General features: G+C 54.0%; 18 protein-coding genes. 6 read left to right on the top strand and 12 right to left on the bottom strand.

Translation table 11 applies throughout. The features are described from left to right. Positions 1-53: 53 nt before the first annotated feature. From HNV11_RS09570 to HNV11_RS09560, 3 genes are read right to left on the bottom strand one after another with little or no spacing between them, the layout of a single operon-like run. Positions 54-2288 (bottom strand): xanthine dehydrogenase family protein molybdopterin-binding subunit, encoded by a 2235-nt coding sequence (locus HNV11_RS09570; protein WP_171739452.1) that lies wholly within the window; start codon positions 2286-2288, stop codon positions 54-56. Between the two features lie 22 nt (positions 2289-2310). Beyond that, positions 2311-3327 carry an FAD binding domain-containing protein gene (locus tag HNV11_RS09565; RefSeq protein ID WP_171739451.1) on the bottom strand — a complete coding sequence of 339 codons (1017 nt, stop codon included), beginning with the start codon at positions 3325-3327 and terminating at the stop codon, positions 2311-2313. Between the two features lie 2 nt (positions 3328-3329). Then, complete coding sequence (locus HNV11_RS09560) at positions 3330-3857, bottom strand: (2Fe-2S)-binding protein (RefSeq protein WP_171739450.1); 528 nt, start codon at positions 3855-3857, stop codon at positions 3330-3332. 175 nt (positions 3858-4032) lie between these two features. Between HNV11_RS09560 and HNV11_RS09555 the strand changes: the two genes are divergently transcribed. Both HNV11_RS09555 and HNV11_RS09550 read left to right on the top strand, forming a co-directional pair. Then, positions 4033-5925, top strand: coding sequence for a redoxin family protein (locus HNV11_RS09555; protein ID WP_171739449.1), 1893 nt, complete (start codon positions 4033-4035; stop codon positions 5923-5925). Positions 5926-5985: 60 nt separating this feature from the next. Then, positions 5986-6486: a GNAT family N-acetyltransferase gene (locus tag HNV11_RS09550; RefSeq protein ID WP_171739448.1), complete on the top strand. Its 501-nt coding sequence runs from the start codon at positions 5986-5988 to the stop codon at positions 6484-6486. Between the two features lie 11 nt (positions 6487-6497). Here HNV11_RS09550 and HNV11_RS09545 read toward each other — a convergent pair whose 3' ends face one another. Both HNV11_RS09545 and HNV11_RS09540 read right to left on the bottom strand, forming a co-directional pair. After that, positions 6498-7400: an SDR family oxidoreductase gene (locus HNV11_RS09545; RefSeq protein WP_240163883.1), complete on the bottom strand. Its 903-nt coding sequence runs from the start codon at positions 7398-7400 to the stop codon at positions 6498-6500. Between the two features lie 90 nt (positions 7401-7490). Further along, the gene (locus HNV11_RS09540; protein WP_171739447.1) at positions 7491-8330 is read right to left on the bottom strand and encodes a crotonase/enoyl-CoA hydratase family protein; all 840 of its coding nucleotides are present in this window, start codon (positions 8328-8330) and stop codon (positions 7491-7493) included. Positions 8331-8516: 186 nt separating this feature from the next. Here HNV11_RS09540 and HNV11_RS09535 point away from each other — a divergent pair, with 186 nt between their 5' ends. Beyond that, positions 8517-9635: a trans-sulfuration enzyme family protein gene (locus HNV11_RS09535; protein WP_171739446.1), complete on the top strand. Its 1119-nt coding sequence runs from the start codon at positions 8517-8519 to the stop codon at positions 9633-9635. On the opposite strand, the gene HNV11_RS09530 is transcribed toward HNV11_RS09535, so the two are convergent. Next, positions 9636-10049, bottom strand: coding sequence for a hypothetical protein (locus HNV11_RS09530; protein ID WP_171739445.1), 414 nt, complete (start codon positions 10047-10049; stop codon positions 9636-9638). It abuts the gene before it with no gap. Between the two features lie 41 nt (positions 10050-10090). Here HNV11_RS09530 and HNV11_RS09525 point away from each other — a divergent pair, with 41 nt between their 5' ends. Next, complete coding sequence (locus HNV11_RS09525) at positions 10091-10690, top strand: NAD(P)H-dependent oxidoreductase (RefSeq protein WP_171739444.1); 600 nt, start codon at positions 10091-10093, stop codon at positions 10688-10690. A gap of 86 nt (positions 10691-10776) precedes the next feature. Here HNV11_RS09525 and HNV11_RS09520 read toward each other — a convergent pair whose 3' ends face one another. Then, entirely contained in the window at positions 10777-11886 is a 1110-nt protein-coding gene (locus tag HNV11_RS09520) for a hypothetical protein (protein WP_171739443.1), read from the bottom strand. Between the two features lie 328 nt (positions 11887-12214). Here HNV11_RS09520 and HNV11_RS09515 point away from each other — a divergent pair, with 328 nt between their 5' ends. Next, entirely contained in the window at positions 12215-13135 is a 921-nt protein-coding gene (locus tag HNV11_RS09515) for an isoaspartyl peptidase/L-asparaginase family protein (RefSeq protein WP_171739442.1), read from the top strand. Between the two features lie 3 nt (positions 13136-13138). On the opposite strand, the gene HNV11_RS09510 is transcribed toward HNV11_RS09515, so the two are convergent. After that, positions 13139-13978 (bottom strand): cyanophycinase, encoded by an 840-nt coding sequence (locus HNV11_RS09510; RefSeq protein ID WP_171739441.1) that lies wholly within the window; start codon positions 13976-13978, stop codon positions 13139-13141. A gap of 133 nt (positions 13979-14111) precedes the next feature. Here HNV11_RS09510 and HNV11_RS09505 point away from each other — a divergent pair, with 133 nt between their 5' ends. Further along, a complete protein-coding gene (locus HNV11_RS09505; protein ID WP_171739440.1) occupies positions 14112-14981 on the top strand; it encodes a cyanophycinase in 870 nt (289 codons plus the stop codon). Between the two features lie 246 nt (positions 14982-15227). Here HNV11_RS09505 and HNV11_RS09500 read toward each other — a convergent pair whose 3' ends face one another. The 4 genes from HNV11_RS09500 to HNV11_RS09485 all read right to left on the bottom strand — a co-directional run bounded on the left by HNV11_RS09500 (position 15228) and on the right by HNV11_RS09485 (position 25431). Continuing rightward, entirely contained in the window at positions 15228-16919 is a 1692-nt protein-coding gene (locus HNV11_RS09500) for a TlpA family protein disulfide reductase (protein ID WP_171739439.1), read from the bottom strand. 460 nt (positions 16920-17379) lie between these two features. After that, entirely contained in the window at positions 17380-20043 is a 2664-nt protein-coding gene (gene cphA, locus HNV11_RS09495) for a cyanophycin synthetase (protein WP_171739438.1), read from the bottom strand. 286 nt (positions 20044-20329) lie between these two features. Beyond that, positions 20330-23758 carry a HEAT repeat domain-containing protein gene (locus HNV11_RS09490; protein ID WP_171739437.1) on the bottom strand — a complete coding sequence of 1143 codons (3429 nt, stop codon included), beginning with the start codon at positions 23756-23758 and terminating at the stop codon, positions 20330-20332. Between the two features lie 215 nt (positions 23759-23973). Further along, complete coding sequence (locus tag HNV11_RS09485; RefSeq protein WP_171739436.1) at positions 23974-25431, bottom strand: sulfatase family protein; 1458 nt, start codon at positions 25429-25431, stop codon at positions 23974-23976. Positions 25432-25435 lie beyond the last annotated feature (4 nt).

Genomic DNA, 25435 nt, shown 5'->3' with positions numbered 1-25435 from the left:
TTTTTGGTTATAGTATCGTTCAAACCCTCCGGGGGGTGCAATGTCTGTTCTGGTCACAGGAGTCTGTCCAGCATAATAGGCAGGTCATGAATGCGTTTGCCGGTCGCGTGATAGATGGCGTTGGCAATCGCAGCCGCTACGCCGACCAGCCCGATTTCGCCCAGGCCTTTCGCGCCAAGCGGATTCACGATTGGGTCTTCTTCCTCCACAAAAATTACGTCGAGGTCATGGATGTCGGCACAGACCGGCACGTGGTATTCAGCCAGATTGTGGTTCATAAACCGGCCGAAGTTGTGGTCCATTGCACTTTCTTCCATCAGCGCCGAACTGATGCCCCACACCATGCCGCCAATAATCTGACTGCGGGCCGTTCGCGGATTCAGAATCTTACCACCGGCCACTGCGCTAACCATGCGCGTAACTTTTACGGTATTCAGTTCTTCATCAACCTGAACTTCGGCGAACACCGCCGAGTGGGCGTTGCGCGAGTATTTTTTCTGCTTCAGCATATTTGGTATGGACGATGATGTTTCGCTGACGGCCCGGCCGCCATTCTGACTCACTACCGCCAGCAGCGAAACTGCCACTGATGGATCGCGCGTTAGACGAATGCATCCATCGGCAAATACCACATCGCTTTGTTTGGCGTAGGCAAAGGGCGATTTAGGCATCTTCTGGGCCAGTTTCAGCAGCTTTACGGCCAGCGCTTCACAGGCTGTCTTAACGGCCGAACCTACGGTCGAGGCTGTCCACGACCCGCCCTGGATGGGTGCTACCGGCATTTCGGTATCGCCGAGCCGAAATATTACGTCTTCAATAGGCATCCCGAGTGTATCGGCGGCAATCTGAGTCATGATGGTATAGGTGCCGGTGCCAATATCGGCCGTTGCGCTGCTGACCCGCAGTTTGCCGTTTACGGTCAGCACAGCCTCGGCGCGGGCGGGCATCTGGCTGGCATCCCAGATGCCGGTAGCCATTCCCCAGCCGATGAGGTTATGTCCTTTACGCATGGAACGCGGTTCGGGGGTCCGGCTGGCCCAGCCAAATCGCTCGGCTCCCTGCCGAAAACATGCACGCAGCTCTTTACTGGAAAACGGCTTATCGCCTTCGGTCTGGTCATATTCCGAGTAATTCTTCAGCCGCAGTTCGACCGGGTCCATACCTAGCTGATACGATAGTTCGTCCATCGCGCATTCAATGGCATGAACGCCCGTAACGCCCCCCGGCGCCCGCATATCGAGCGGAGTATAGATGTCCAGGGGCTTTATTTTATAGGCAAGCGTCGTGTTCTCGCAGGGGTACAGTTTCCCCGACCAGTTGACGACCATTTCCATGTAGTCTTCAAACTGCGACGTGGCTCCAATGGCTTCATGGTTCATGGCTGTCAGGGTGCCGTCGGGCTGGGCCCCAAGGGCTATGTTCTGCACCGTAGCGGGGCGGTGGCCAAAGCTGAACATCTGCTGGCGCGTGAGCGACACCCGTACGGGGCGCTTCAGTTCGCGAGCGGCCATCACTGCCAGAAACAACTGATATTGCGGCCGCAGACCCGACCCGAATCCTCCACCAACGTAAGGCGAAACCACCCGTACGTCGCTGAATGACATCCCAAAGACCTGCGTAACGTAGAGCTGGCTATTCGGCGCACCCTGCGTTTTGTCGTAGATGGTCAGTTTGCCGTCTTTGTGGTAATCCACCGTAGTCGCAAACAGTTCCATCGGATTATGATGCTGCGTGCCGTGCACGTACTGCGCCGACATGCGAACCGGGGCTTCGGCATAAGCTTTTTTTGAATCTCCACGCGGTTTTGGCGGCAGTGGTTTCAGCAAATTCATGACGCTCGGCTTCGGCTCACGGGCTTCCGGCAGGTGCGCTTCCAGGTTCGTTTCGTGTTTGTCTTCCTCGTACGTAATCCGCACCAGCGTAGCCGCGTAACGAGCCACCTCAAATGTCTCGCCCACAACCAGCGCAACGGGCTGACCGCTGTATTTAATCTCCGCATCGTACAGAGGCCGGAATGGTGAACCCGGCGGGGCGTCCTGGTCTTTATAACTCATATCGAACCAGGCCAGCTTTGGCCGGTTTTCATGCGTAAACACCTGCAACACGCCCTCCAGCGCAAGCGCGTCGGTGGTGTCGATTGCGGTAATCTTTCCTTTTGCGATGGCGCTCGACACAACGACGCCGTAGGTCAGATTGGCTATGTGGAATTCGGCCGCATACCTGGCCTTGCCCGTCACTTTGTCGTAGCCGTCAACGCGGGTGATTGGTTTTCCGATGTACTTGCTCATAGGAACGAGTTAGGTTTATGGGTCACTCGGTGGGTTCCTGTCTGGCGGCTATGCCCAGCGCCCGGACAATGGCTCGCTTCGCCAGTTCGATTTTAAACGTATTATGCCCGAATCCCTGAGCGCCTTCGAGCAATGACTCAGCCGCCCGGCTGTAGTTTTCTTTGGTGGTCGGTTTACCAATCAGCAGCGCTTCCGCTTCGGGCCTGCGCCAGGGTTTATGCGCCACACCCCCGAGCGCAAGCCGGGCATCGGTAATCGTGTCGCCATCCAGTTCAAGCCCCACGGCGACCGACACCAGCGCAAAGGCATACGAAGCCCGGTCGCGCAGTTTGAGGTAGGTATGGTAGTCCGGAAATCCTTTGGCGGGCAGATCGATGGCCGTCACCAGCTCATCCGGTTGCAGCGTATTGTCGTATTGAGGCTCGTCGCCGGGCAACCGATGAAAGTCGGCCATCGGAATAGTCCGCTCACCGTTCGGTCCCGTTACCCGCACGACTGCTTCCAGCGCGGCCAGTGCCACGCACATATCCGACGGATGAGTCGCTATACATTGCGGACTATTCGCCGATGATTCGGTGCCCAGAATGGCGTGAATGCGATTATAGCCGTTGAGCGCCCCGCAGCCCGAACCGGGCTGGCGCTTATTGCAGGGCGTTGCCCGATCGTAAAAATAAAAGCAGCGGTTGCGCTGAAAGAGGTTTCCGCCGTTGGTTGCCATGTTACGCAACTGGGGCGATGCGCCCGCCAGAATCGTCTGTGACAGCAGCGGATACCGGGCAATGACCTGCTCGTTATAGGCCGTGTCGGCATTGGTTACCAGCGCTCCCAGACGAAGGCCACCGCCTTCGGTATCGGTAATGGTAGCCAGCGGCAACCAGTTAATATCCACCAATCGGCCCGGCCGCTCCACGTTTTCCTTCATCAGGTCGATGAGGTTGGTGCCGCCGGCAATGAATTTGGCGGTATGCGTAGGCTCGGCGGTCAGTTCATCCAGAGCGGTTTTAACGTCCTGAGGACGGGCGTAGCTAAATGGGTGCATGGTTACGGGGTTTGGGGGTCCGGCAGTTGCATTACGTCGCAGATCGCGTCAACAATGTGCGGATAAGCTCCGCATCGGCAAATGTTGCCACTCATCAGCTCCTTTACGTCGGCAACGGTCCTGACCTTCCCCTCATTCATCATCCCCACGGCCGAGCAAATCTGCCCTGGCGTACAATAGCCGCACTGAAATGCGTCATGGTCGATAAACGCCTGCTGTAGAGGATGTAATGTACCGTCCTCGGCCAGCCCTTCAATGGTTGTAATGGCTTTACCTTCCTGCATGATGGCCAGCGTCAGGCAGGAGTTGATCCGTTTGCCATCCACCAGCACCGTGCAGGAACCACACTGCCCATGATCGCAGCCTTTTTTGGTACCCATAAGGTTGGCGTACTCGCGCAGCGCGTCGAGCAGCGTAGTCCAGGGAGCCAGATTAAACTGTCGGGAAACACCATTGATGGTCAGCGTGATCGGCTGGGACGCGGGAAGCGTGACGACTGACGGATCAGCCGTAAAGGTATCGGTTGTCATAAGCCCGGAAATGAACGTTCTGAGGGGTTAACTAACCGCGCGAATTTTGTCTGCCGGCAGGAAGGATATATTATTATGTGGTCTTCAGGCTGTTCAGTTGGTTTAATATGCCGGCAGTAGCTAATAAAGTTTCCCGGAGGTTGGGCATTCGCCGGCACAATCGTATTTTGGTGTCGTGAAAGTCGCCCTACTTGTTTTATTGTTAGCCGCCTGCCTGCCCGTTACGGCCCAGTTCCGGTACTCGCCCGCCAGTCCGCAGGTGGGTCAAACAGTTTCGTTTACCTATACCCCCCAGGAAACGCAGTTAGGCACGGACAGCCTGATTGAAGGCCGGTTTGTGCGTTACGGCGCACCCAATACCATGCAGGGCTGCCGACCAGCCAGCATTGTGATGGCACGGCAGGGCTGCGATTACGTCGGGGAGCTGTTCATCCCCAAAAAAGACGTTACGGGCATGATGGTGCTGTTCCGAAACAGTAGACAGCCAAAGCGCGCTGACCTGAACAAAGGGCAGCTTTACGCCATTCCGGTTTACGATGCATCTGGTCGGCCCCTCCCCCACGCACTCGCCGGTCAGGCTTCGGTTTTTACCCGGACGAACGTTTTGTATGAAGCCGGCGGTCGCCCCGACCCCAACCGGGTTGTTACGCTCTACGAGCAGGAACTTCAGCAATACCCCGATCTTCAACCCGTTTACTGGTCCGACTATCTGGCGGCCCAGATCAGGCAGCGAAAGCCGGGCTATGGCCCCAAAGTAAAAGCGGCTATCGAGTCGTATCTGGCCGCGCGACCAGAACCGACAGCCGCCGAGTTGACGTCGGCCGCCCAGCTCTATGAAAGCATGGGTGATTTTGTGAAGGCCAAAGCGGTGCGCGAACGTATGAAAACGCTGGACCCGGCCGGTTCGCTCGCGCAGAAAGACCGGGCTATGGCCGTCCGGAACGAAACCGACTGGAACCGGAAGAAAACAGCCTACGAAGCTTTTAAGCGTGATTTCCCAACCTCGACGTACCTGCCCGGCCTAACGGTGATGATGACCGACGGGTATTTTAAAAATAACGACATCCGGAATCTGGTAGCCTTTGTCGAACAGCAGCCCGCATCGCAGACCGACGTTCTGATGCTCAACACCATGGCGTTTCAACTGGCCGATGAACGGCGGTCGCTGCCCGAAGCAGAGCAGCTCGTGAAGCGGGCTATGACCGTCCTGAACACTCAGACCCGACCCAATACCGTAACGGCGACCGACTGGGAAACGGAACAGAAGACCCGGCATCGGCAGTTGATGAATACCTACGCCCGGGCGCTGGAACAGCAGGGCAAATACGCCGATGCCTATAAAGCCTATCAGGAGGTCATCGTTCCCGACGATATTGAAAATAGTGACCCGCGCACCAACGAGCGGTATTTTCTCTGTGCCCTGCAAACCCGGCACGCAGCCGAGGCCCGTCCCGTTGTTGAAGCGGCCATCCAGACCGGACAGGCCACCTCCCGATTAAAAGCCGCCTTACGTGACTGGTACGCCACGCAACCCGGCCAGAACCCCGCCAGCGCCGACGCTTACCTGGCCGACCTCGAAGCGGATATCCGGGCCGAGCAGCGCGACGAACTGCGTCAGAAGATGATTAACCTGCCCGCTCCGGCCTTTACGTTAACGGACCTGCAGGGACGCACCATCTCGTCATTGGCTTTACGGGGGAAGGTAGTTGTGCTAGATTTCTGGGCGACCTGGTGCGGTCCCTGCATCGCGTCGTTTCCGGCCATGCAGCAGGCCCAAATGCGCTTCCAAAACGATCCGGATGTTCGCTTCCTGTTCGTTAATACCCGCGAAGGCGGCCCCGTGCAGCGCGTCCACAACTTCATGAATAAGGGCAATTATCCCTTCGTTGTACCGCTGGATTTCAGCCAGCGCGTGGCCAACGCGTATGGCGTGAAAGGGATTCCGACCAAAGTAGTTATTGATTCTAACGGTCGCGTCCGCTACCGGTCGGTGGGCTATAATGGTAATCCCGAAACCACCGTTAACGAGCTGACGATGGTGGTCGAAATGCTGAAAGAAGAAAAATAATCCCTTGTAATGCGCATCCCATCAGACAGACCGTCAACGGGATGCGCGTATTGTTTAGTTATGACAATCCGTCCCGCTACCCATTCCGATTTACCTAGTTTATTGACCCTCCTCCGGCACGTCGTTCCCCTGATGCACCAGGCCGGTAATTTTCAGTGGGACGACCATTATCCGAATGAAACCGTTTTTAGCCAGGATATTGATAAACAGCAGCTTTGGGTGGCTGACATAGACGGTGAACTGGCGGGCGTTGCGGCCCTGACCGAAGATCAGGAACCTGAATACGCGCAGGTCGGCTTCGACCTCAGCCAGCGGGCTATCGTGACGCACCGGCTGGCCGTTGATCCGGCATTTCAGGGGCAAGGGGTGGCCGCGGCTCTGCTGACTCAGGCCGAGCAGTTGGCCCAACAGCGCGGCATCCGGTTTCTGCGCATCGACACCAACTCTGAGAACCAGGTTACCCAGCGGCTTTTCCCGAAAATGGGTTACCAGTACGCCGGTGAAATTACCCTGGGCTTCCGGCCGGGGCTGCGCTTCCTGGCCTATGAAAAGCGGTTATGAGCTGACTCCCGTCAGTCGGGTTTGTTCTCCTGCCCTTCTTTCTTGCTGGCGCGGTTGGCCTGCTTGATAGCCGCGCCAATCATGTCCCACTGCTCAGGCGTTACGTTTTCCAGGTGATTAAACTCACCGGCCATCAGCACCTCACCTCCGTCGATGGTGATGCTTTCGCCGGTGATAAAACCGGAATAATCCGACAGTAGAAAAGCCGCCAGATTTGCCAGTTCGCCGTGTTCCCCAACGCGTTTGAGCGGAATACGACCCGTAGGGTCCATCATGTTGATCAGCGGTTCGGGAAAGAGCCGGTCCCACGCCCCTTTGGTTGGAAACGGACCGGGCGCAATAGCGTTGAGCCGGATGCCGTATTTTCCCCACTCGGCCGCCAGCGATTTGGTCATAATGAGCGCCCCCCCTTTGGCAACGGCACTGGGCACCACATACCCTGAGCCGGTCGTGGCGTAGGTCGTCGAGATATTCAGCACCGTACCGGGAATTTTGTTCTCGATCCAGTATTTGCCCACCGCCAGCGTGAAGTAATAGGTCCCCCGCAGCACGATATCAACAATCGTGTCGAACGCCTTATAGGACAGCCGTTCCGTTGGACTGATGAAGTTTCCGGCCGAGTTATTGAGCAGGCCGTCTATCCGGCCAAATCGCTCAATCGTCTGGCTGATTACGTTCTCTATCTCCTGCGGATTCCGAACGTCGCACTGAATGGCCAGAACCTGCCCGCCCGTTTCGTTCATCAGTTCGGTGGCGGTTTCATCGAGCACGGCCTGACGGCGGCTGCAGATCGTAACGTTAGCCCCCAGCTGGAGCAGATACCGGCTAATGGACTTGCCCAACCCCGTGCCGCCCCCCGTTACAATAATCGTTTTTCCTTTCAGCGCATCATCGCGCAGCATTCCTGTGGTCATGCGAATAGTGAAAGAGTGAATGAGCGAAAGAGTGAATGAAGGTAGCAGGCGTCAGCTATTCGCTCTCTCGCTCATTCACTCTTTCACCAATTAATAACCTCGGTTTTTCTTTTTGTTGAATTCAGCTTTTCGCCGTTCGAGCGTAGCCTGCATGGCTTCGTCGAAATCTTCGGACTGTAGCTGGGTTGAATTCCAGTCGGCCACGTACTGCAGCCCTTCTTCGATAGTCTTGCTCAGGCCATAATTCAGCACCTTCTTTACGCCCTGTACGGCTGAGGCCGAATTGTCGGCGATCTGACGAGCCAGCGTCTGCGCGGCTTCGAATAAGGCTTCCGGCGTATCGTACACGTGATTAACTAGGCCAATCCGTTCGGCAAAAGCGGCATCGTAATCGGCGCCGGTGAAGGCCATCTCGCGGGTGAAGCCCTGCCCAATGATGGCGGGTAACCATTGCAGTCCGCCGATATCGGGGGTCATGGCGAGTTTAGCCTCGCGCAGGCTAAATTTAGCGTTACGTGAACATAGGCGGATGTCGGCGGCTGCGATCATGTTGACCCCTCCCCCAATGCACCAGCCGTGCACAGCCGCAATGACCGGCTTTGCTGACGCATACATCTTCTGAAAGCCGGACTGCATCTGCCGGATTGTTGCCACGAGTTCAGCTCGCTGCTGCTCCGGTAATGTTCCGTTCAGCAGAGCGCCAATCCGGGGCATCATCTGCGGAAGGTCCAGTCCATAACTGAAGTGGTCACCGCTGCCCCGAAACAGTATACAGCGCACATCGGTCATCGACTCAATTTCGTCCATAGCCCGGGGAAGTTCCTCCCAGAATTCTGGCCCCATGGCATTTCCCTTGCCGGGGCCGAGCAGCGAAACGGTCATGACGCCGTCGGTCCGCTCAACTGATAACGAGTGATAGGTCTGTTCCATGACTTTAGTATGCATGCATACGGCCCCTAAATGTAAGCGAAGGCGATTGCTTTTAGTAATAAACCTGGAAAATCTTTACGGTCGGCCGACTGGCTGGCGTTAGATTTTTCAGAGTATTCAACTTTCTTTCGTTTCTGACTGTTCGGGTATAAACCCCCATGATTCTTCAAACCTGACGTTCAGACGATGCATTTCGATACCCTTGCGCTCCGCGCTACGCACCAGACCGACCCGACCACTGGAGCGGTTGTGCCGCCCATCCACCTTTCAACAACCTTCGCTCGGAATGAAGCCAACGAACTGCCGGCTGATTATTTGTATACCCGCACCAGCAATCCGACCCGCGAAGCACTCGAACAGGCGCTCGCAAAGCTTGAAGGCGGAGCCGTGGGCATGGCTTTCAGCTCGGGACAGGCCGCTACAATGACGCTGTTCCAGGCTCTGCGGCCGGGCGACCATGTGCTGCTGGCAACGCAGGCGTATTACGGTACACCAGCTCTGCTCGAACAGGTATTTCACCCGTGGGGGCTGACTTACAGCCGGGTGGACATGAGCGACCTCGACGCCGTTCAGTCGTCAATTCACGAAAACACGCGGATGGTGTGGTGCGAAACACCCTCCAACCCTATGCTCACCATCACCGACCTGCTGACGGTCTCGCGGCTGGCTCACGATGCCGATGCGATCTGCGTCTGCGATAACACCTGGGCCACGCCCGTGCTGCAACGTCCGCTCGATCTGAACTGCGATGTAGTCATGCATTCCACGACCAAATACTTCAGCGGCCATAGCGATGTGCTGGGCGGAGCCCTAATTTTCAAGCGAAACAATGCGTTTACGGAGCGCGTACGGTCTCTGCAGGGCCATCTGGGCGCCGTGCCGTCGCCGTTCGATTGCTGGCTAGTGAGCCGGGGCATCAAAACCCTGGGGGTTCGGATGCGGGCGCAGATGGCTACTGCGCAGGCCGTAGCGGAGTTTCTGGATGGCCACCCGGCCGTTGAACAAGTGCATTACCCGGGTTTGCCAAACCATCCAGACCGCGCGCTGATTCACCAGCAGATGAACGGGCCGGGCGCCATGCTCTCTGTGCAGGTACGGGGCGGAGCCAACGAAGCTATACGCTTCATAGGTAAGCTGAGATTATTTACGCGGGCCACCAGCCTTGGTGGCGTGGAAAGTCTGATCGAACACCGGGCCAGCGTAGAAGGTCATAACTCGACAACCCCTCAGAACCTGCTGCGCGTCTCGATTGGGCTCGAACACGCCGAAGATCTGATTGCCGACCTAGCGCAGGCACTAGTTTGATTACCGCTTTCCGGGTACAGTTGGCGGAGGCAACTGCAACTGAGGCAAAACGGGTAATGACGGCGCGGGTTTGGGGTACCGCGGATAGGACTGCAACATTGTGTACTCGACAGAAGCCTCCGGTACCTTCACCGGCATATTGTCCAGCGTGGCCCGCACAACATGTTTGGGGTCGGAAGGAAGCTGGTAGAATGCATTGCCGGGTCGGATATTCGGCATCCGTGCGGGCGGGAAAACCTGCGGCAGCGAATCGCATCGGACTGGCCCGGTCGGCCGTTGGGCATGGGCAACGCCCATAACTAGGAGCAAAAGCAGGAGCAGCTTCATTGTCCGATCGGTTGTGTCTGGTAAAGACCCCAGGTCAGTGATAATCGTTGCAGGCAGCCCATCTTTTTTGTCTGAAACTAAACCCATATACCGATCGTTAACCAGTTGCATTTCAATGAAGCTATCCAATGAACATCGCTTTAATCTCAGCCTCATCTCGTAAAAACAGCAACTCGCTGCGTTTCGTAAAATACATGCAAACTGTTTTGGCAGAGAGCGGCCAGCATGAAATTTCCATTGTTGATTTCGAACAGTACGATATTCCCTTTGTGGGGCAGGGCTCTGTCAAAAAGGATACCCTGACGCCTTTCCAGCAGGAACTCATTAACGCCTGGAATTCCGCTGATCTCGTCTTTTTTGCCCTGCCTGAATATAACTGGACGGCACCTCCGCAAGCCACTAATACCATTCACCAGCTCGGCGGCCCCGCTTTCAAGCACTTGTTCGAAAACAAAGTTTTTGCCATGGTGGGCGTATCGACCGGGCGCGGTGGCCGCCAGCCAGCGCTGGATATGACAACGGTCGTCAGCAAAATCATCAGCTTTACGAATAGCTATTCGATTGTATCACCGAAGCTGTATGAATCGCACGAAACCGAACAAAACCTCGACGAAAATGGTCAGTTCAAAGGTCATGCGGTCTATGAGCACACGGCAAAGGCCTTTGCCGACTACACCCTGAACGTGGCCCAGCGGTGGTTACAGCCCAATCTGGTAGAAGCAAAATAGCATTTATCGGAATTGATTTTCAAAAGCCTGGGCTATGCGCTTGGGCTTTTTGCATTTGTTACGGAGCTGATCCGCACAGCCATACGTCAGTTTGGATAAGTGGGATTACCAAAGCGTTTCCGGTACGCTTCAACTATCTTTTTTTCGATGGGCTGGTCAGAAAAAAAGCGGTGGATAACTAACGGCCGGGGCAGGTCCCTGAGTTTCTCAAGCAGAGCCGCAATTTCCTTATCATTTTTGGCTTCAGGAATTGGGTAGGAAAGGTAGGCGATCTGATAAACCTTTAAGGTTTTCTCCTCCTGCTGAATCCTCTGGGCAGCTTCTGAATCCGTCGGTTCCAGTACACATACTACCTGCTTAACACCAGCCGCGATGAGGTATCCCAGGTATTCCTCATCGGTCGGGTAAGGGGTTAGATACACATCATTACCTAAGTTAACGACAGGACCGCGTTCAAACCGGTCAACCTCATTCAGACTGCGTGATGAGTTGGCCTCTTCGTCATTCACCGAAGCTGTACTGTTGCCGGAGATTATTCGTTTAACCACATTAACCCGGTCTTTTCCCAGATAGCAATGCACATAATACCGGCCCTGGGGGTTGGCTGCTATCTCCCGGATCTGTCGAATAGGTTCTTCATTCTGGCTAATCCAGGGCAGCATCGGTACACTAATAATATTGATTCCAATTTGTCGGCCAGCTGTTCGTTCATCATTTAATAACACCGGCTCAAACGGCGTTACTGCCGGATGAAGCAACGAGATAACCCCCACATAGCCTTCTTTTTTTAACTCCACCAGCATTCCCGCAGTCGGATATGGCCCAAACGTGAATTCCTTGTTGGTCGTATCGACGCTTCCACCCGTTGTGCTGTTCAAAAAAGCAGGATTCATGAACAGCGATAAGGCCAGAGTGGCTAATGCAAAGACACCGACAGGGAGCCCCCACTTCATTGATTTTTTCTGGGTCTCATTGATTGCTTTACGCACCTTCCGAGCGAGCCAGAAAGAACCACCCGCTAACAGAAGGATTAGAATTCGTACAAGCCAGTTCTCGACAGTATCTGAATATGCGTGTGCGCGAGACCAGCTAACTACCCAGCGAACGGGTCCCATCAAGGTCAGGCACCCCAGAAAAAAGCCAGAACAACCCCATATAAATCCGAATAAAAGTAGGTTCCGTAAGGTTTTATTCATCCGTATGCGCGCTAGCAGGTGATTATAAATTCAAATAATCTACCAATAATCATATTTTATGAAAAGCCACTGGCCTATAGATACAAAGTTGCAAATAATAGAAACATCAATAGTATAATTTAACATAAACAGTAACTTTCCACACTTTGAAAAGGGAGTTGAAAGGTTTACCTCGCTGTTATTTGCCATACTAAGTCTGGTTTAAAACGTGAGATAACCGAATTAGTCAGGTTTGCCGAGCTCAACTTCGGGAAAGCCGGTCGGCAACTTTTTGACCTGATCTGCAACAGGAAGCGACCGTCGGTAGTAGAAAGAAAAAGACCTTGTTATGTATGTAATCGCTATTCATGGAGGCTCCGGCACCATCAACCGCTCGGAAATTACCTCAGAGCAGGAAGAAGCTTACCGGCAAGCCCTGGGAGACGCTTTAGACGCAGGTTACACTGTATTGGCCCGGGGCGGGTCAGCGCTGGATGCGGTGGAGCAGGCCGTTCGAAGCCTGGAAGACAACGAACTGTTTAACGCGGGTAAAGGCGCTGTGTTTTCGGCTAATGGCAAGCATGAAATGGATGCCTCGATTATGTGCGGCCGGTCGCTGAAAGCCGGGGCCGTGGCTGGCGTAACGAACATCCGGAATCCTATTTCGCTTGCCCGGACCGTAATGGAACATTCAGATAATGTTTTTCTGCTGGGCAGCGGGGCCGAAGACTTCGCCCGCGAGCACAAGCTTGCTAGGGAACCAGATGCCTATTTCTACACAGCCTTACGGGCTCAGCAATTAAAAGAAGCACAGGCGGCCAACAAAACCCAGCTGGACCACAGCGCTAGAAACACCGGCAAAGGAACCGTGGGGGCGGTAGCGCTCGACAAAGATGGCAATCTGGCCTCGGCTACGTCGACGGGTGGTCTGACGAATAAAAAGTATGGCCGCGTGGGCGATACGCCCATTATCGGAGCCGGAACGTACGCCAGCAACCAGACCTGCGCCGTATCGTGTACGGGTTACGGCGAGTTTTTTATCCGGGCCGTGGTCGCCTACGACATCGCCTGCCTGATGGAATACAAAGGACTGTCGCTGAAAGCCGCCTGCGACTACGTCGTGCAGGATAAACTCAAAAAAATGGGTGGCGAAGGTGGGCTGATTGCCGTCGACGGGGCCGGGAATGTGGAACTGCCATTCAACTCCGAAGGCATGTACCGGGCCTGGCGCAACGCAGCGGGCGAGGGTGAGGTAACCATCTTCGCATAAGCCTCAGGAGATTTTTTTGTTTCGTAACGTAAAATTATTTCCGTGGCTGAGCACATGCACCAGCAGGTTCTCAATAAAAATATCGTGCTCAACGTGGGCCACCGTCAGGTTTGCTTCTTTCAGACTTCGTCCGTCGATAAGCGTAACCAGACCCGAGCCAATCGCTTCCAGCTTGTTGCCTTTTCGGATAATGATGCCCGTATCTTCCTCCAGACCAATGCCAATATGGGTCGGGTTCTGAGCTACGGCAAAGGCCAGTCGCCGGAAGCGGCCACGAACCAGAAAGTGCGTGTCGATAATGGCCTCATGCACAAGCGCCAGACCCGGAAACAGATCGACGCGCGGATGCAGATCAACTTCCGGCGTGAGCGGATAAATCATCAGGTCCGACATGACCATGGCTCCGGCGCTGGTACCGGCAATGACAAAATGCTCGCGCACGTAACGTTCGTGCAGGAGCCGGGTAAAGTGAGTGTTGCTGAATACAGCGGTTAGTTTCAGCTGATCGCCACCCGAAAAGAAAATGCCTCCGCAGGTCCTGATCCGGGCGAGGATGTCGGGATGGTCTGCCTCCTCAGGAGAAGTAATGTGCATCTGCCGCACATTACGGTGCCCTAGCTTTTTGAAGGCGCGTGCGTATTGCCTGCTAACCGTTTCCGGGATACTGGAAGCTGTCGTAACTAGTTCCAGACAGGCATCTGAATCGTTTATTTCGGCGGTGAGTCGGTATAGAATTCCGGAATCCATAAAAGCATGAACGGTATCGTGAACGTGAAGCTGTCTGGTTCGGGCTCCTTTGTCCTCATTCCCCCCAATGGCAATCAGTGTACCCCGTATAATCATAGTTCATAGTGGATTTAGGTAGTCTGCTGGACATACGCTTGTTAAATACCAACTAACAGTCTATCCTACTAACACCGGAGCCCTCCATTGGTTCTATACTCTTTGATGGCAGACTGATACAAAGAGCAGGATTATGTTGATACCGAAAGGAAAATTAATTCCCATTGGGGGTGGTGAAGCCAAGAGTCAGGGGGATAATGAAGTATCGAGCGACACTCGCCCATCCTTATTTTTCGAATCCGGTATTCTGGAAGAATTCCTGGAAGAGATAAACGGAAAGGATTCGCGGATTGAGGTTATTCCAGCGGCCTCCGAATTACCCGAAGCAGTAGGTCAGGACTACCTGAATGCCTTTCATAAACTGGGCTGCAAAAACGTCCATGTCATGCGCATTGATAGCCCGGATGATACGGATAAGGCCGACAACCTGCGCCGGGTTGAAAAAGCCGACGGTGTTCTGTTTACCGGGGGCGATCAGACAATATTGATTAAAAAACTGCTGGATAGTAAGCTGCTTCAGACCTTACAGGAACGGTATCATAACGAGAACTTCGTCATTGCGGGGACAAGCGCCGGAGCGGCCGCGATGTCGAAGCTGGCGATTAAAGACGGAAAAAGTGCCGAGTCGCTCATCAAAGGGCTGATTGAGACCGAAAAAGGGCTTTCCCTGCTGCCCGGTGCCATCATTGATACGCACTTTATGCAGCGCAGCCGTCTGCCCCGCCTGACCGAAGCCTTGCTTCGGAATCCCGGCCTGCTGGGCATTGGTCTTTGCGTGGATTCGGGGCTGGTTATTTCGCAGGGGAATGTGTTACGGGCCATTGGCTCCGGGGGCGTGTTTATTGTAGATACCGATGGAGTCAAGGACACCAACTACCACGAGATTCCGGAGCTTGTGCCCGTTTACGTCAACAACCTGCGGATTAATATTCTGGCGAAGGGAGCCTCCTACTTTCTGAACGATCGGATATTCGTCCGGAACAAAGAAATTGCCTTATCCTGACAAGCGACGGCCCGTCAAATGCCATATGACGGGCCGATGCCAATTATGGTAAAAAAGCTAATGCTCCGACGGCTCGGCGCTTGGGTAGCTATCTTATTCTAAACCTGTTTGGGTACAGCTAGGTACAAGAGCCCATTTAATCGCACGAAAGGAGGGTTATGTGAGCATGAATAATATGCGCTTACAAACTCATTTTGACTAAGAATATATGTCCGCTAGTCCACTACAGGCTCACTCTTCATCTGTTTATTCCAGCAAAGCCGCCAAGTCATCCCTGCCTTTTATCGCTGACAACCACGTGATAGACCCTGGCTTATAGACCCCCTTCTGATTGATGAAGGCATACCCTGGGTAACCACTGAAAGAGAACAACTGACCTACTTCAGTATCCAGCGTTTCATCAATGAAAAAGTGCAGGCCTGGCAGTTTTAATTCAGCTATTTTTCGCTTCCACCTTTCCTGGTCCGAACCTTGAGCTGTGCAAACGTAGACAAATACAACCGGCAGGTCTTTGGCGTCTTGCTGCAATTTTTTACTGTGTGGCATTTCTTGTAAGCAGGGTGCACACCAGGTAGCCCACCGGTCAAGTAAGATGGCTTTACCTACAAAACTCTGCTTGAGCTTGGCTAAAAAATCCGCCCCGCTCATGCTTGAGAGCTTGTACAGCGTAGCTCCAAAATCAGTTTGCTGTAAAGGGCTGCCGAAATCGGCTACGGTGGGTGATCTCCCGGAAGCGGCCAATGCCCTGTTCACCGAGGCTATTTGATCAATAGTACGCGCATATTCTTTCTTGGCTATCAGCTTACACCAGCTCGTGGTCATACTGGGCAGTATCTGTTCTAAGGCCGCTTTCTGTTCGTCAATATCCTTACTATCATTCAGCTGCAACTTCATGATTTCGGCCATTGCCGGTGAGTAGAGGCTATCCAGCCAACGAATGCCTTGGGCAATCCTCCGATTCTGATACATTTTCCCCATTCTTGGCCCTAACTGTTTAGTCCACTGGGCCCGGTGGGCAGGAGCGGGCGAAAGCGTTTCCGTACTCCGTAAGGAATCAATGGCGGCCTTTTCCGGCTCAGTGAGATCAGACAAACGGGCCACGTCCTGCCAACTGACCCTAGCTCGATTGGCGGTAAGATGGCGAAAATAATAGCCTAGGTATAGGTAAAAGAGCATACTGCTATTGGACCGTAGATAGGTCTTATGCGCCTTAATCTGATCGAAAAGAGCCGGTTCCATCAGATGCCCCCTGTAATGAAGACAAACCTGGCTATAAAACTCGGACAGGCGCTCATTCTCGAGTAACCAGGCGTAGGGAGACGGATGAGTCGCTACAAACTCAGCCTGAATCCTTTTCAACGAGTCCAAAATAGGAGTGTAGGCAGCAAGCACTTCGCTGGCCACTGGGTGTTGTGGCCGGCGAATCTGCTGGATGCTAGAAGAGAGGACCAATTGGTCCGCCCGTTTAAAGAGGATATACGCATTCATATACTCGTTTAGTGGCCCATCTTCGCCTAGGTACCGAACACCGTCTGCCTTAAAAGCAAGCTCCTTACCGGCTGCTTTTAGTTTGGGGACGTCTAATTCGACATAGAGCTGTTTATTGGCGTAGAGGCCGGTATAAAACAGCTCGCCGAAATGTACCCAGATCTGCTGGTAAGGCAACGGATAGTCTAATTCCAATTGAAAGCTTCCATCCGCAGACAAGGGAGCGATTTTCGTTTTCTGTCCTAAAAGTGTAACGAGCGTATAGGTGATAGTCGTTTCCTTTATTTCCTGTGGGTTTACGTGGAGGAGTTTACCAGTGACTTGGGGTATTGCTCGCTGGGAAAACTGGGCATCAAATTGCGGGTCTTCGATAGCGACAACGCCAACCGGTTGTGCAAAGCTGGTAACTACGGTGATGAGTATAACCCAGATTGTGATAGAAGCTTTCATACTTTATTTATGGCTTTAATTAGTAAGCTTAGAATAACTTAGCCAGGATAGATTATCGTAGTCATAAGGACACATTTTATATCTTTAAAAACCCATTTTAAGCGACGTAATGTCTGTATTATAAGATAACCGAAGGCTCATGCTAAAAGCAATCTCAAATTGTCGTCTCACATAATAAAGGCTTATCTTTAGCATTGGCCTTGCGTATGTGAGACATGGCTTGAACCTCCAAATAACGAATTAGCCCTCGGGCGTCGCAGTGTCACTCCCCTTTGAGCAGAAGTACTCGGTTTTAGAAAACTTGCTGATATAGACATCTTATAATTAGCTGTACGCAGACGTAAAGCTGGGATTGTATGGTTACCATAGCGACTGGTACACCGGACCGGGCATGACAACTTTTACGGGACGCCGGGGCGCTTTGGTGCCCCGGCCTTGTTGTAGATCCGATTATACGGAGTCAGGCTTTCACCAGCAAATTAGGGTGCAGTTCACCCTTTTCTTCCAGTTCTTTAAACGCCCGCACAATCTCCACCGACCGGTATATTCTGTCCGACATGTGCACAATCAGGGTAGCGTTCTGCGCATGCTGAATAGCGTAGGTCAGCGCTGCCAGTTCGTCGGGAATAACCTGAATCGGCTTGCCTGGGTCAACCTCCCGAATGCCCTGACTGATCAGAGCGGCAATCTGGTCTGTATCCCGTCCGCGGCTATCCTCATCAAAGCGGATGATAATTTCGTCGAAGATGTCAGCCGAGACCCGGCCTACGTCAATTATGTCTTCATCGCGACGGTCGCCAATGCCGGTCAGAATCCCAACTTTATGTGCGCTGCCCGCCTGTTTAATATATTCACCTAACGCCTTAATTCCGTGCGGATTATGGGCGTAATCGACCAGAACGCAGTAATTCCGGAAACAGAACAGATTCATTCGGCCGGGCGTGGTTTCGAACGACGGCACAAACGAACGTAATCCCCGCGCGATCAGGTCGACAGGAATATTCTGGCAGTAGGCGCCCAGCACAGCCGCCAGTATGTTCTCGATCATGAACGGCGCTTTTCCCTCGAAGGTCAGGGGAATGTTGTTTACGAGTTCTACCTGAATCTGCTCGTCACCGCGCCGAAGGGTTATGAAGCCGTCTTCGAAAACAGCCGCCAGTCCCCCGGCGCTATAATGCGCCACGATGCGCTCGCTGGCAGGTTCCATACTGAATAAGGCTACGTGACAACGTACATCCTGGCGCATGGCATAGGTGTAGTCGTTGTCGGCATTCAGGACTGCATAACCGTCTGGTTTCACGCTTTCGGGAATAATGGCTTTAACGCGGGCCATCTCGTCCACAGAATTGATATCGTGCAGCCCGAGGTGGTCAGAGGCCACGTTGGTTACAATCCCCACATCGCACTGGTCAAAGGCTAAACCGGAACGTAACATGCCCCCGCGCGCACATTCCAGCACCGCCACCTCCACCGACGAATCCTGTAGCACCTGCAGGGCGCTCGCCGGGCCGGTGCAATCGCCTTCCTCAATGAGCGAATCGCCAATATAGACCCCTTCCGTCGTGGTAAAGCCAACCACGTAACCCGCCTGCCGGATCAGATGTCGGGTGAGCCGGGTCGTGGTTGTTTTCCCATTCGTACCCGTAACCGCAATGATTGGAATACGGCCCGGAACGGAGGTTCCCGGAGTGGAGGTTTCGGGAAAGAGCATATCGGCAATGGCTTTGCCTACATCGCGCGGTTGGCCTTCCGACGGATGCGTGTGCATCCGCAACCCCGGTCCGGCGTTCACTTCAATGACGACCGCTTTGGAAGCACGCAGGGATCGGGTAATATCCGTAGCAATCAGATCAATGCCACAAACATCCAGACCAATGATGCGGGCGGTGCGTTCGGCCATAGCCCTGATCTCGGGATGCACCCGATCCGTTACGTCGATTGCGGTTCCGCCCGTACTCAGATTGGCGGTTCTTTTCAGGTACAGTTCCTGCCCGACCGGAAGTACCGAATCTTTGGTTAACCCCTGTTCTCTCAGCAAACAAAGCGTTGCCTCGTCGATATAGATTTTCGTTAATAGGTTTACGTGACCTTCTCCGCGTCGGCAATCGCAGTTTACATTGTCGACAAGCTGGCTGATTGTCGATGAGCCGTCGCCGATAACCCGCGCCGGAACGCGCTGGGCGACCGCACAGAGTTTAAAGTTAACAACCAGCAATCGGTAGTCATTCCCTTCTGCAAATCGCTCAATGATTACGTTCTCGCTATGCACCTTTGCCATCAGAAACGCGTTAAAAAGCGTTTCAATGTCCCGGATGTTCGTCGTTACGCCCCGTCCATGATTACCATCCAGGGGTTTGACAACCAAGGGAAAATCAAGGCGACGGAGCAAATCCTGAAGCTCATTTTCCGTTTTAATGACTTCTCCGGATGGTACGGGAATATTAGCGCGGACTAACCGGCGTTTGGTTTCGTTTTTGTCTGCCGCCAGCTCCACCGCCAGGCTGCTGGTCTGGCTGGTTACGGTAGCCTGTATCTGTTTCTGCCGGATTCCGTAGCCTAACTGAACGCCTGAATCGGTGTCAAGCCGGATATACGGAATCCCTTTCTGAACGCAGGCGTTAACAATAGCCGATGTACTGGGCCCTAGTCGATCTTCTTCACAAATCCGGCTTAGGGTGCAGATATCAGCCTGAAGATCATACGCTTGATTATCAACAAGGGCCTGGGCAATATTGACTGCACACATAGCCGCCTGAATACCCGCCCGTTCTTCCTGATAAGCAAACACTACGTTATATATTCCGTATTGGCCGGTGCTGCGGGTGCGGCCAAAGCCACATTCCATGCCTGCCAGCGTCTGAATCTCGAGGGCGATATGCTCAATGATATGCCCCATCCAGGTGCCTTCTCTGACCCGATCAAAGAAACCGCCCGGCCTGCCTTCTGAACATTGGTGATCATGCAGGCTGGGCATAAGCGCTCGCATACGTTCATAGAAACCATCAATTTTGTTTGACGGAAACTCCTCAAGCTCCTCTAAATTCAACCGAATTACGATCAGCTTATGGCGTTTAATGGACCAGTAATTAGGTCCTTTCAGCGCACGGATGTCAGTGATTTTCATTATAGACTTACCGGTTAAACCAGGATTCGACTTCCTTTAAGAGAATAATGAACAGGTGGAGATGCGTATAATTTTTCTGTATATCGGAGAAGTAAACCATTTATGCTGCCTGATGAAGCAATAATATAGGCCAGAATCCTTTAGAAACGATTAACTTTTAGTATTGTTTATAGATAAAATTTGACAATGAGGATATGGAACTGACCTTTAGAAAGGAAAATAAGATAACATAAAAGCGCCCCTCCAACTGCTTTGAGCTGGCGGGGCGCTTGCCATTGTTCCAAACTTATTTATCTTCTTTCAGGGTTGCCAGGAAGCTGACGACATCCCGGATTTCCCGTTTGGTCAATAGGTACTTCATGTCGGGCATACTGGATGGGGCATTCTCCCGTTTAGCGACCTGGTCTTTCGCAATGACCGTATCGGGCTGATCGCCGACTTTCACGACCACCTCTTTGTCGGTTTCGTTCTGCACAATTCCGCTAACGGTTTTGCCATTCTTTAACTGGAATGTCGCCGTTCCAAAGCCGGGCGCCAGTCGGGCGCTTGGATTGATAACCGCTTCCAGCAACTGTTCGCGCGTCAGCCGGCTGGCTACGCCGTTAAGTCGTGGGCCGGCATTACCGCCCAGGTCATCGTAGGAATGACACCGGATGCACTGAGCCGTCTGGTGACGGAAGAAAATCCGTCGTCCCTGATCGGGCTCACCGCCGAATAGACTGCCTTTGTAGGAGGCCATCAGGTTGTCGGGCGATAGTTTAGCGCTGATGGCTTTATAGCGGGCGTTCAGCGGGGCTGATTTCGTACTGGCCACGGCTTCTTCCAGTTCCAGACCAATCTCGGACGGCAGCGTACCGGCGGCCATTTTAGCCAGCAACTGGTCAAAGACCTTCTGTGTGTTCTGTATAGGCAGTTTGCCCAGCGTTAACAGAGCCGCCTGTTTTTCTTCGGTCGTGCGCGTGTTGATTACGTCGGAGAGCAACTGGACCATCCGGTCTTTTGACATGGCCGTTTTGCTGACCAGATCGAGCGCAGCTACTCGGACACTTTTTTCGCCATCGGCCAGCGCCTGTTCGATTGCCTTGCTAATTTCTTTACTGTCCAGTGCTGCCAGCGCCCGCAGAGCCTCTACCCGTACCTTCGGATCACTGTCGTTTTTCAGCCGGTCGAACAACTCGTCGGATGCCTCCGTCAGCCTGAGCTTACTAATGGCTTTTACGGCACTCATACGTATCGTCAGATCCGAATGGGTCAGCAGTTTAACGTAGGTGTCGGTAGCTTTGGTCTTCACCAGATTCGGGTCCCGCGTCACTACGCCCCGGTAGCGTCCATCGACGCGGTCCAGCACCGACGGCTTCGACCAGGTGCTGAGAGCGTCCATCGCTTCGGCCCGCATACTCGTCGGAGCGCCTTCCTTGTTCGCGTAACCAATCAGGTTCTGCATGGCCTCCGGCGTTCCAACCCGGAGGTTAGCGTTGATTGCCCGCCGGATCAGCGCTTCGTTGGTGAAGCGGGTAGTGGCCAGCAGATTGCCCAGCGCAGGCAGGGCTTCTTTAATCGACAGGTCGTCGTTAATGCCGCGGGCGGCTTCCGTTACCACAAACTCGTCGGAGTCGCCCAGGAAAGCGGCAATGCCCGGATTAGCCATGCGTCGTAGAGTCACCACAGCGGCAATCCGCAGGCCACGGGACGAACTCTTGGCCAGGGCAACGATCGGTTCGGCTTTCCCAATGCGGGCCAGCGCCAGGCTACCGGCATGACGGATATAAGCGTCTTCGTCGTTATTGGCTTCCAGCAGGGCAATAATCGGCTGGACGGCCGGTTCGTATGCAATCCGGCCTAATGCTTCGGCCGCAAAGAAGCGCGTCCGGGCGTTGCTGTCTTTCAGGAGCGGAACGAGAGATTGCCCGGCTTCGGCATAGCGAATGTCGCCCAGCCATTTAGCCGCCTGCGCCCGAATCTCGGGGTCGCTGTCCTGAAGCAGCGGCATCAGCAGCGGGGCGTACTTCTTATCCTGGCGGGCCAGCTGGCTGATTCCCCAGATACCGTGAACGCGGGCCAACTGATGATCCGTCTGCTGGATGGAGGCCGTAAACACAGTCGCCCCCTTTGCTCCCCGCTTCGCCAGGGCAAACTGAGCTTTCTGGCGAACGCGCATATCCGCGTTTCTGAGATATTCCCCCAACTGGCTTTCCGAGGCCTTACTGAAGTCTTCGGCCAGAAGTTTTTTGGTCAGCAGGCGTTCGGCTGAACCGGCTCCATCCTTATCGTCCAGTTTCCAGATGCGGCCGTACTCTTTCGTATCCCAGCCGTTGATCCAGTCGGCCACGTACATGGCACCATCCGGACCAAAGTCAATGCCGGTCGCCAGCACGTTACCCAGGATTTTTTTGTGCTCACCCAGTTCAAACGAAGCGCCCTTTGGTTTCAGCTTAAAGGCATGGATACCCGACCGGGCCGGACTGCCCACAAACTCACCAATGAAAAAGGTGTTCTTGTATTTCGGACTCAGGGCGGTACCGGGGTTATACAGCATCCCGGTCGGACCACTCACGAAGTTGATGATCGTCGGCGTAAAGTAGGCGGCCTGCCCATTGAAGCGGGGCTTATACATCCCCTCATCCATCCAGACTTTATAGGGGTTGTTGTTCGGGTCGCGGTACTTGCCATACTGCCAGTTGCTGCGCCAGCCCGTATCCGAACCGTTTACGATATATACCAGCCGCTCTTTTTCGCCCGGATGGTCGCCATCGTTGTCCTCGCTGATCAGGTTGCCGTATTCATCGAACACGAATTCGTGCGTATTTCGGACGCCATAGGCAAAAACTTCAAAGTCGCTGCCATCCGGATTAGCGCGAACCACCACGCCACTATTGGGGTGCTCCCATTTTTTCCCGTCCGGCCCTTTTCCGTTGAAGCCAATGTCGCCGATCTGCCAGTAGATTTTGCCATCGGGACCCATTTCGACCCCCGACATGCCGTGTCCGCTGAAACCGACGTGGACACCATAACCATGCGAAATCGACGTTTTTTCGTCGGCAATTCCATCGCCGTTCTTGTCCTTCAGCCGCCACAGGTCGGGCGCTACAGCAACGTAGAGGTCATCTCCGTCCGACAATACGCCACCCGCTACGTCGGTTACTTCTTCATTGAAGTCTTCGACGACCAGTTGCGACATATCAGCCACACCATCGCCGGACTTATCTTCGAGCCTATACACCTGTTCTTTTTCTACAGCCAGGTCGCGCCAGTCGTGCGAACCATCGCCGTTCACGTCTTTAAGCCACTCGTTTTTCTTGCTGTTGGCCGGCGACAGGACGTTACGTAAAAACGCGCGCCGGTCTTCGACGGTCTGAAGCCGGTTCGACTCAATCTCCCAGTCCTGATGCCCCCGAATATCAAACTCGGAGTTCTTCTGCCGATTGGTTCGGGTGTAGTATAGGCGTCCCTGATCGTCGATGTCAATCGCAATCGGGTCGGCTACCAGCGAGTCAACGCCCCATACCTTCAGGGTAAGACCCTCAGCCAGCTCGGGCGTGACCAGCGTTTCAATGGAGCGGGCCAGCTCGGCCGCTTTTTCGGGCACCATCTGTTTGATCCGCTTGCCAATTGGGTCCTCTTTGACACTGGCCAGCAGCAGCAAAGGCGTCAGGGCCAGGGCAGAGTACCAAACGGTTTTCTTAGAAACCGGTAAGGCTGCAAACTTTTTTTTCATGAAGAATAACTGTTACGTAATAAGGAGTAAATCGCTGCTCAAGCGACGGGCAGCCACCTGTCTTTCTGGTGAAGTTGTATTCGTAGAGGTCCACGATTAAGTAATACGATTCAACCTTTAATTTACTCATTTTGCCAACATTTCTCCGATCAAAAAAAGGGCTGACAGGATTTCCAGACAGCCTCCGTAAATCCTGTCGGCCTATCCCAAAAGCGCTACTGGCTGATACGACCGGGTTCACGAACGTTGGCCCCCGTGCGTTTCTGTATGTCATCACCCAGATCAGCACGGGCTTCTTCGGCCAGCTTTTCCAGTCTGGCAACGAGATCAGGATGCTGCTCCCGAACATCGTAACGTTCGCCTGGATCGCGTCGGAGGTCGTAAAGGGCCACGGGAAATTCATGGGTTTCGGTGCTGGGCCCCGGCTGCCCGCCCTGCCCCGGCAAAAATCCTTCATACGTGCGGCCCGGATGCGCGAATACCAGCTTCCAGTCGCCCTGCCGAACGGCTTCCAGACTGTTTTTACGGTAATAATAATAGAAGCGGTCGCGGGGCGTAACGGTATTGTCGCCTTTCAGCAAGGCAATCCAGTCGACGCCATCAATTCGCTGTTTCGGTAGCCGGGCCCCGCAGAGTTTAGCGACCGTCGGCAGAATATCCAGCGTGCTCAGCAGTTTATTGCTCACCCGACCGGCGGGCACTACGCCCGGCCAGCGCACCAGAAACGGAACCCGGTGTCCACCCTCGAAAGACGTGCCTTTCCCTTCCCGGAAGCCACCCGACGAGCCCGCATGATCGCCATAATTCAGCCACGGGCCGTTGTCACTGATGAACAGCACCAGCGTGTTTTTGTCCAGCCCCTGCTGTTTCAGCTCACCTAAAATCTGCCCGACCGACCAGTCCAGCTCCATCATCACATCGCCGAAAATACCCCGGGCGCTTTTGCCTTTAAACTGGGCCGAAGCCGCCAGCGGTACGTGCGGTAATGGGTGCGGCACATACAGAAAGAATGGGTCTTTCTTATGCTTCCGGATGAACGAGACGGCGCGCTCGGTAATGGTTTCGGTAATATGGCCGGCATCGTTCAGGTCCTTGATTTCCTGCTTCGGCTCGTTGCCTTCTATCCAGCGCAGAGACGGGTAATTTGCCTGCTTCTGCGCTGGATGAAGGGGCCACATATCGTGCGAGTAAGGTACACCGTAATACTCATCGAAGCCCTGTTGCAGCGGCAGAAACTGCCGGTTATCGCCCAGATGCCACTTCCCGAAAATGCCGGTGGCATATCCGCGCTCTTTCAGCAGGTCAGCCAGCGTTTCCTCGTTGGGATTTAACCCAATTGGCGAATTAGGTCCCAGTGCCCCCGAAATCCCCAGCCGATTCGGGTAGCAACCCGTCAGCAGGGCCGCCCGCGATGCACTGCACACGGCCTGCGCAACCAGAAAATTGGTAAAGCGGCTCCCTTCGGCGGCCATCCGATCCAGGTTGGGCGTTGTGTAGTCTAAAGCGCCCGTGCAGGATAAATCACCGTAGCCCAGATCGTCCATAAAAAACAGAACGACATTGGGCGTAGCGGGGCCCGGTTTGACCACCCGGGCACTGATGAGCAGGCCAACGCCAACCAGCGCAAAAACACTATAGAGAAGAGAGAAAAGACGGTTTGAAAAAATTTTCATAAAA

The organism is Spirosoma taeanense, from assembly GCF_013127955.1.
Classification (GTDB): Bacteria; Bacteroidota; Bacteroidia; order Cytophagales; family Spirosomataceae; genus Spirosoma; species Spirosoma taeanense.
The sequence above is the reverse complement of the archived record's forward strand: the minus strand, read 5'-3'. Positions and strand labels throughout refer to the sequence as shown.

Coding starts and splice junctions, on each gene's coding strand:
- HNV11_RS09565 (WP_171739451.1), bottom strand. CDS start 3,327: ATGCACCCATTTAGCTACGCCCGTCCTCAGGACGTTAAAACCGCTCTG.
- HNV11_RS09560 (WP_171739450.1), bottom strand. CDS start 3,857: ATGACAACCGATACCTTTACGGCTGATCCGTCAGTCGTCACGCTTCCC.
- HNV11_RS09510 (WP_171739441.1), bottom strand. CDS start 13,978: ATGATTATACGGGGTACACTGATTGCCATTGGGGGGAATGAGGACAAA.
- HNV11_RS09505 (WP_171739440.1), top strand. CDS start 14,112: ATGTTGATACCGAAAGGAAAATTAATTCCCATTGGGGGTGGTGAAGCC.
- HNV11_RS09520 (WP_171739443.1), bottom strand. CDS start 11,886: ATGAATAAAACCTTACGGAACCTACTTTTATTCGGATTTATATGGGGT.
- HNV11_RS09525 (WP_171739444.1), top strand. CDS start 10,091: ATGAACATCGCTTTAATCTCAGCCTCATCTCGTAAAAACAGCAACTCG.
- HNV11_RS09500 (WP_171739439.1), bottom strand. CDS start 16,919: ATGAAAGCTTCTATCACAATCTGGGTTATACTCATCACCGTAGTTACC.
- HNV11_RS09535 (WP_171739446.1), top strand. CDS start 8,517: ATGCATTTCGATACCCTTGCGCTCCGCGCTACGCACCAGACCGACCCG.
- HNV11_RS09490 (WP_171739437.1), bottom strand. CDS start 23,758: ATGAAAAAAAAGTTTGCAGCCTTACCGGTTTCTAAGAAAACCGTTTGG.
- HNV11_RS09515 (WP_171739442.1), top strand. CDS start 12,215: ATGTATGTAATCGCTATTCATGGAGGCTCCGGCACCATCAACCGCTCG.
- HNV11_RS09545 (WP_240163883.1), bottom strand. CDS start 7,400: ATGACCACAGGAATGCTGCGCGATGATGCGCTGAAAGGAAAAACGATT.
- HNV11_RS09485 (WP_171739436.1), bottom strand. CDS start 25,431: ATGAAAATTTTTTCAAACCGTCTTTTCTCTCTTCTCTATAGTGTTTTT.
- HNV11_RS09570 (WP_171739452.1), bottom strand. CDS start 2,288: ATGAGCAAGTACATCGGAAAACCAATCACCCGCGTTGACGGCTACGAC.
- HNV11_RS09530 (WP_171739445.1), bottom strand. CDS start 10,049: ATGGGTTTAGTTTCAGACAAAAAAGATGGGCTGCCTGCAACGATTATC.
- HNV11_RS09550 (WP_171739448.1), top strand. CDS start 5,986: ATGACAATCCGTCCCGCTACCCATTCCGATTTACCTAGTTTATTGACC.
- cphA (WP_171739438.1), bottom strand. CDS start 20,043: ATGAAAATCACTGACATCCGTGCGCTGAAAGGACCTAATTACTGGTCC.
- HNV11_RS09540 (WP_171739447.1), bottom strand. CDS start 8,330: ATGGAACAGACCTATCACTCGTTATCAGTTGAGCGGACCGACGGCGTC.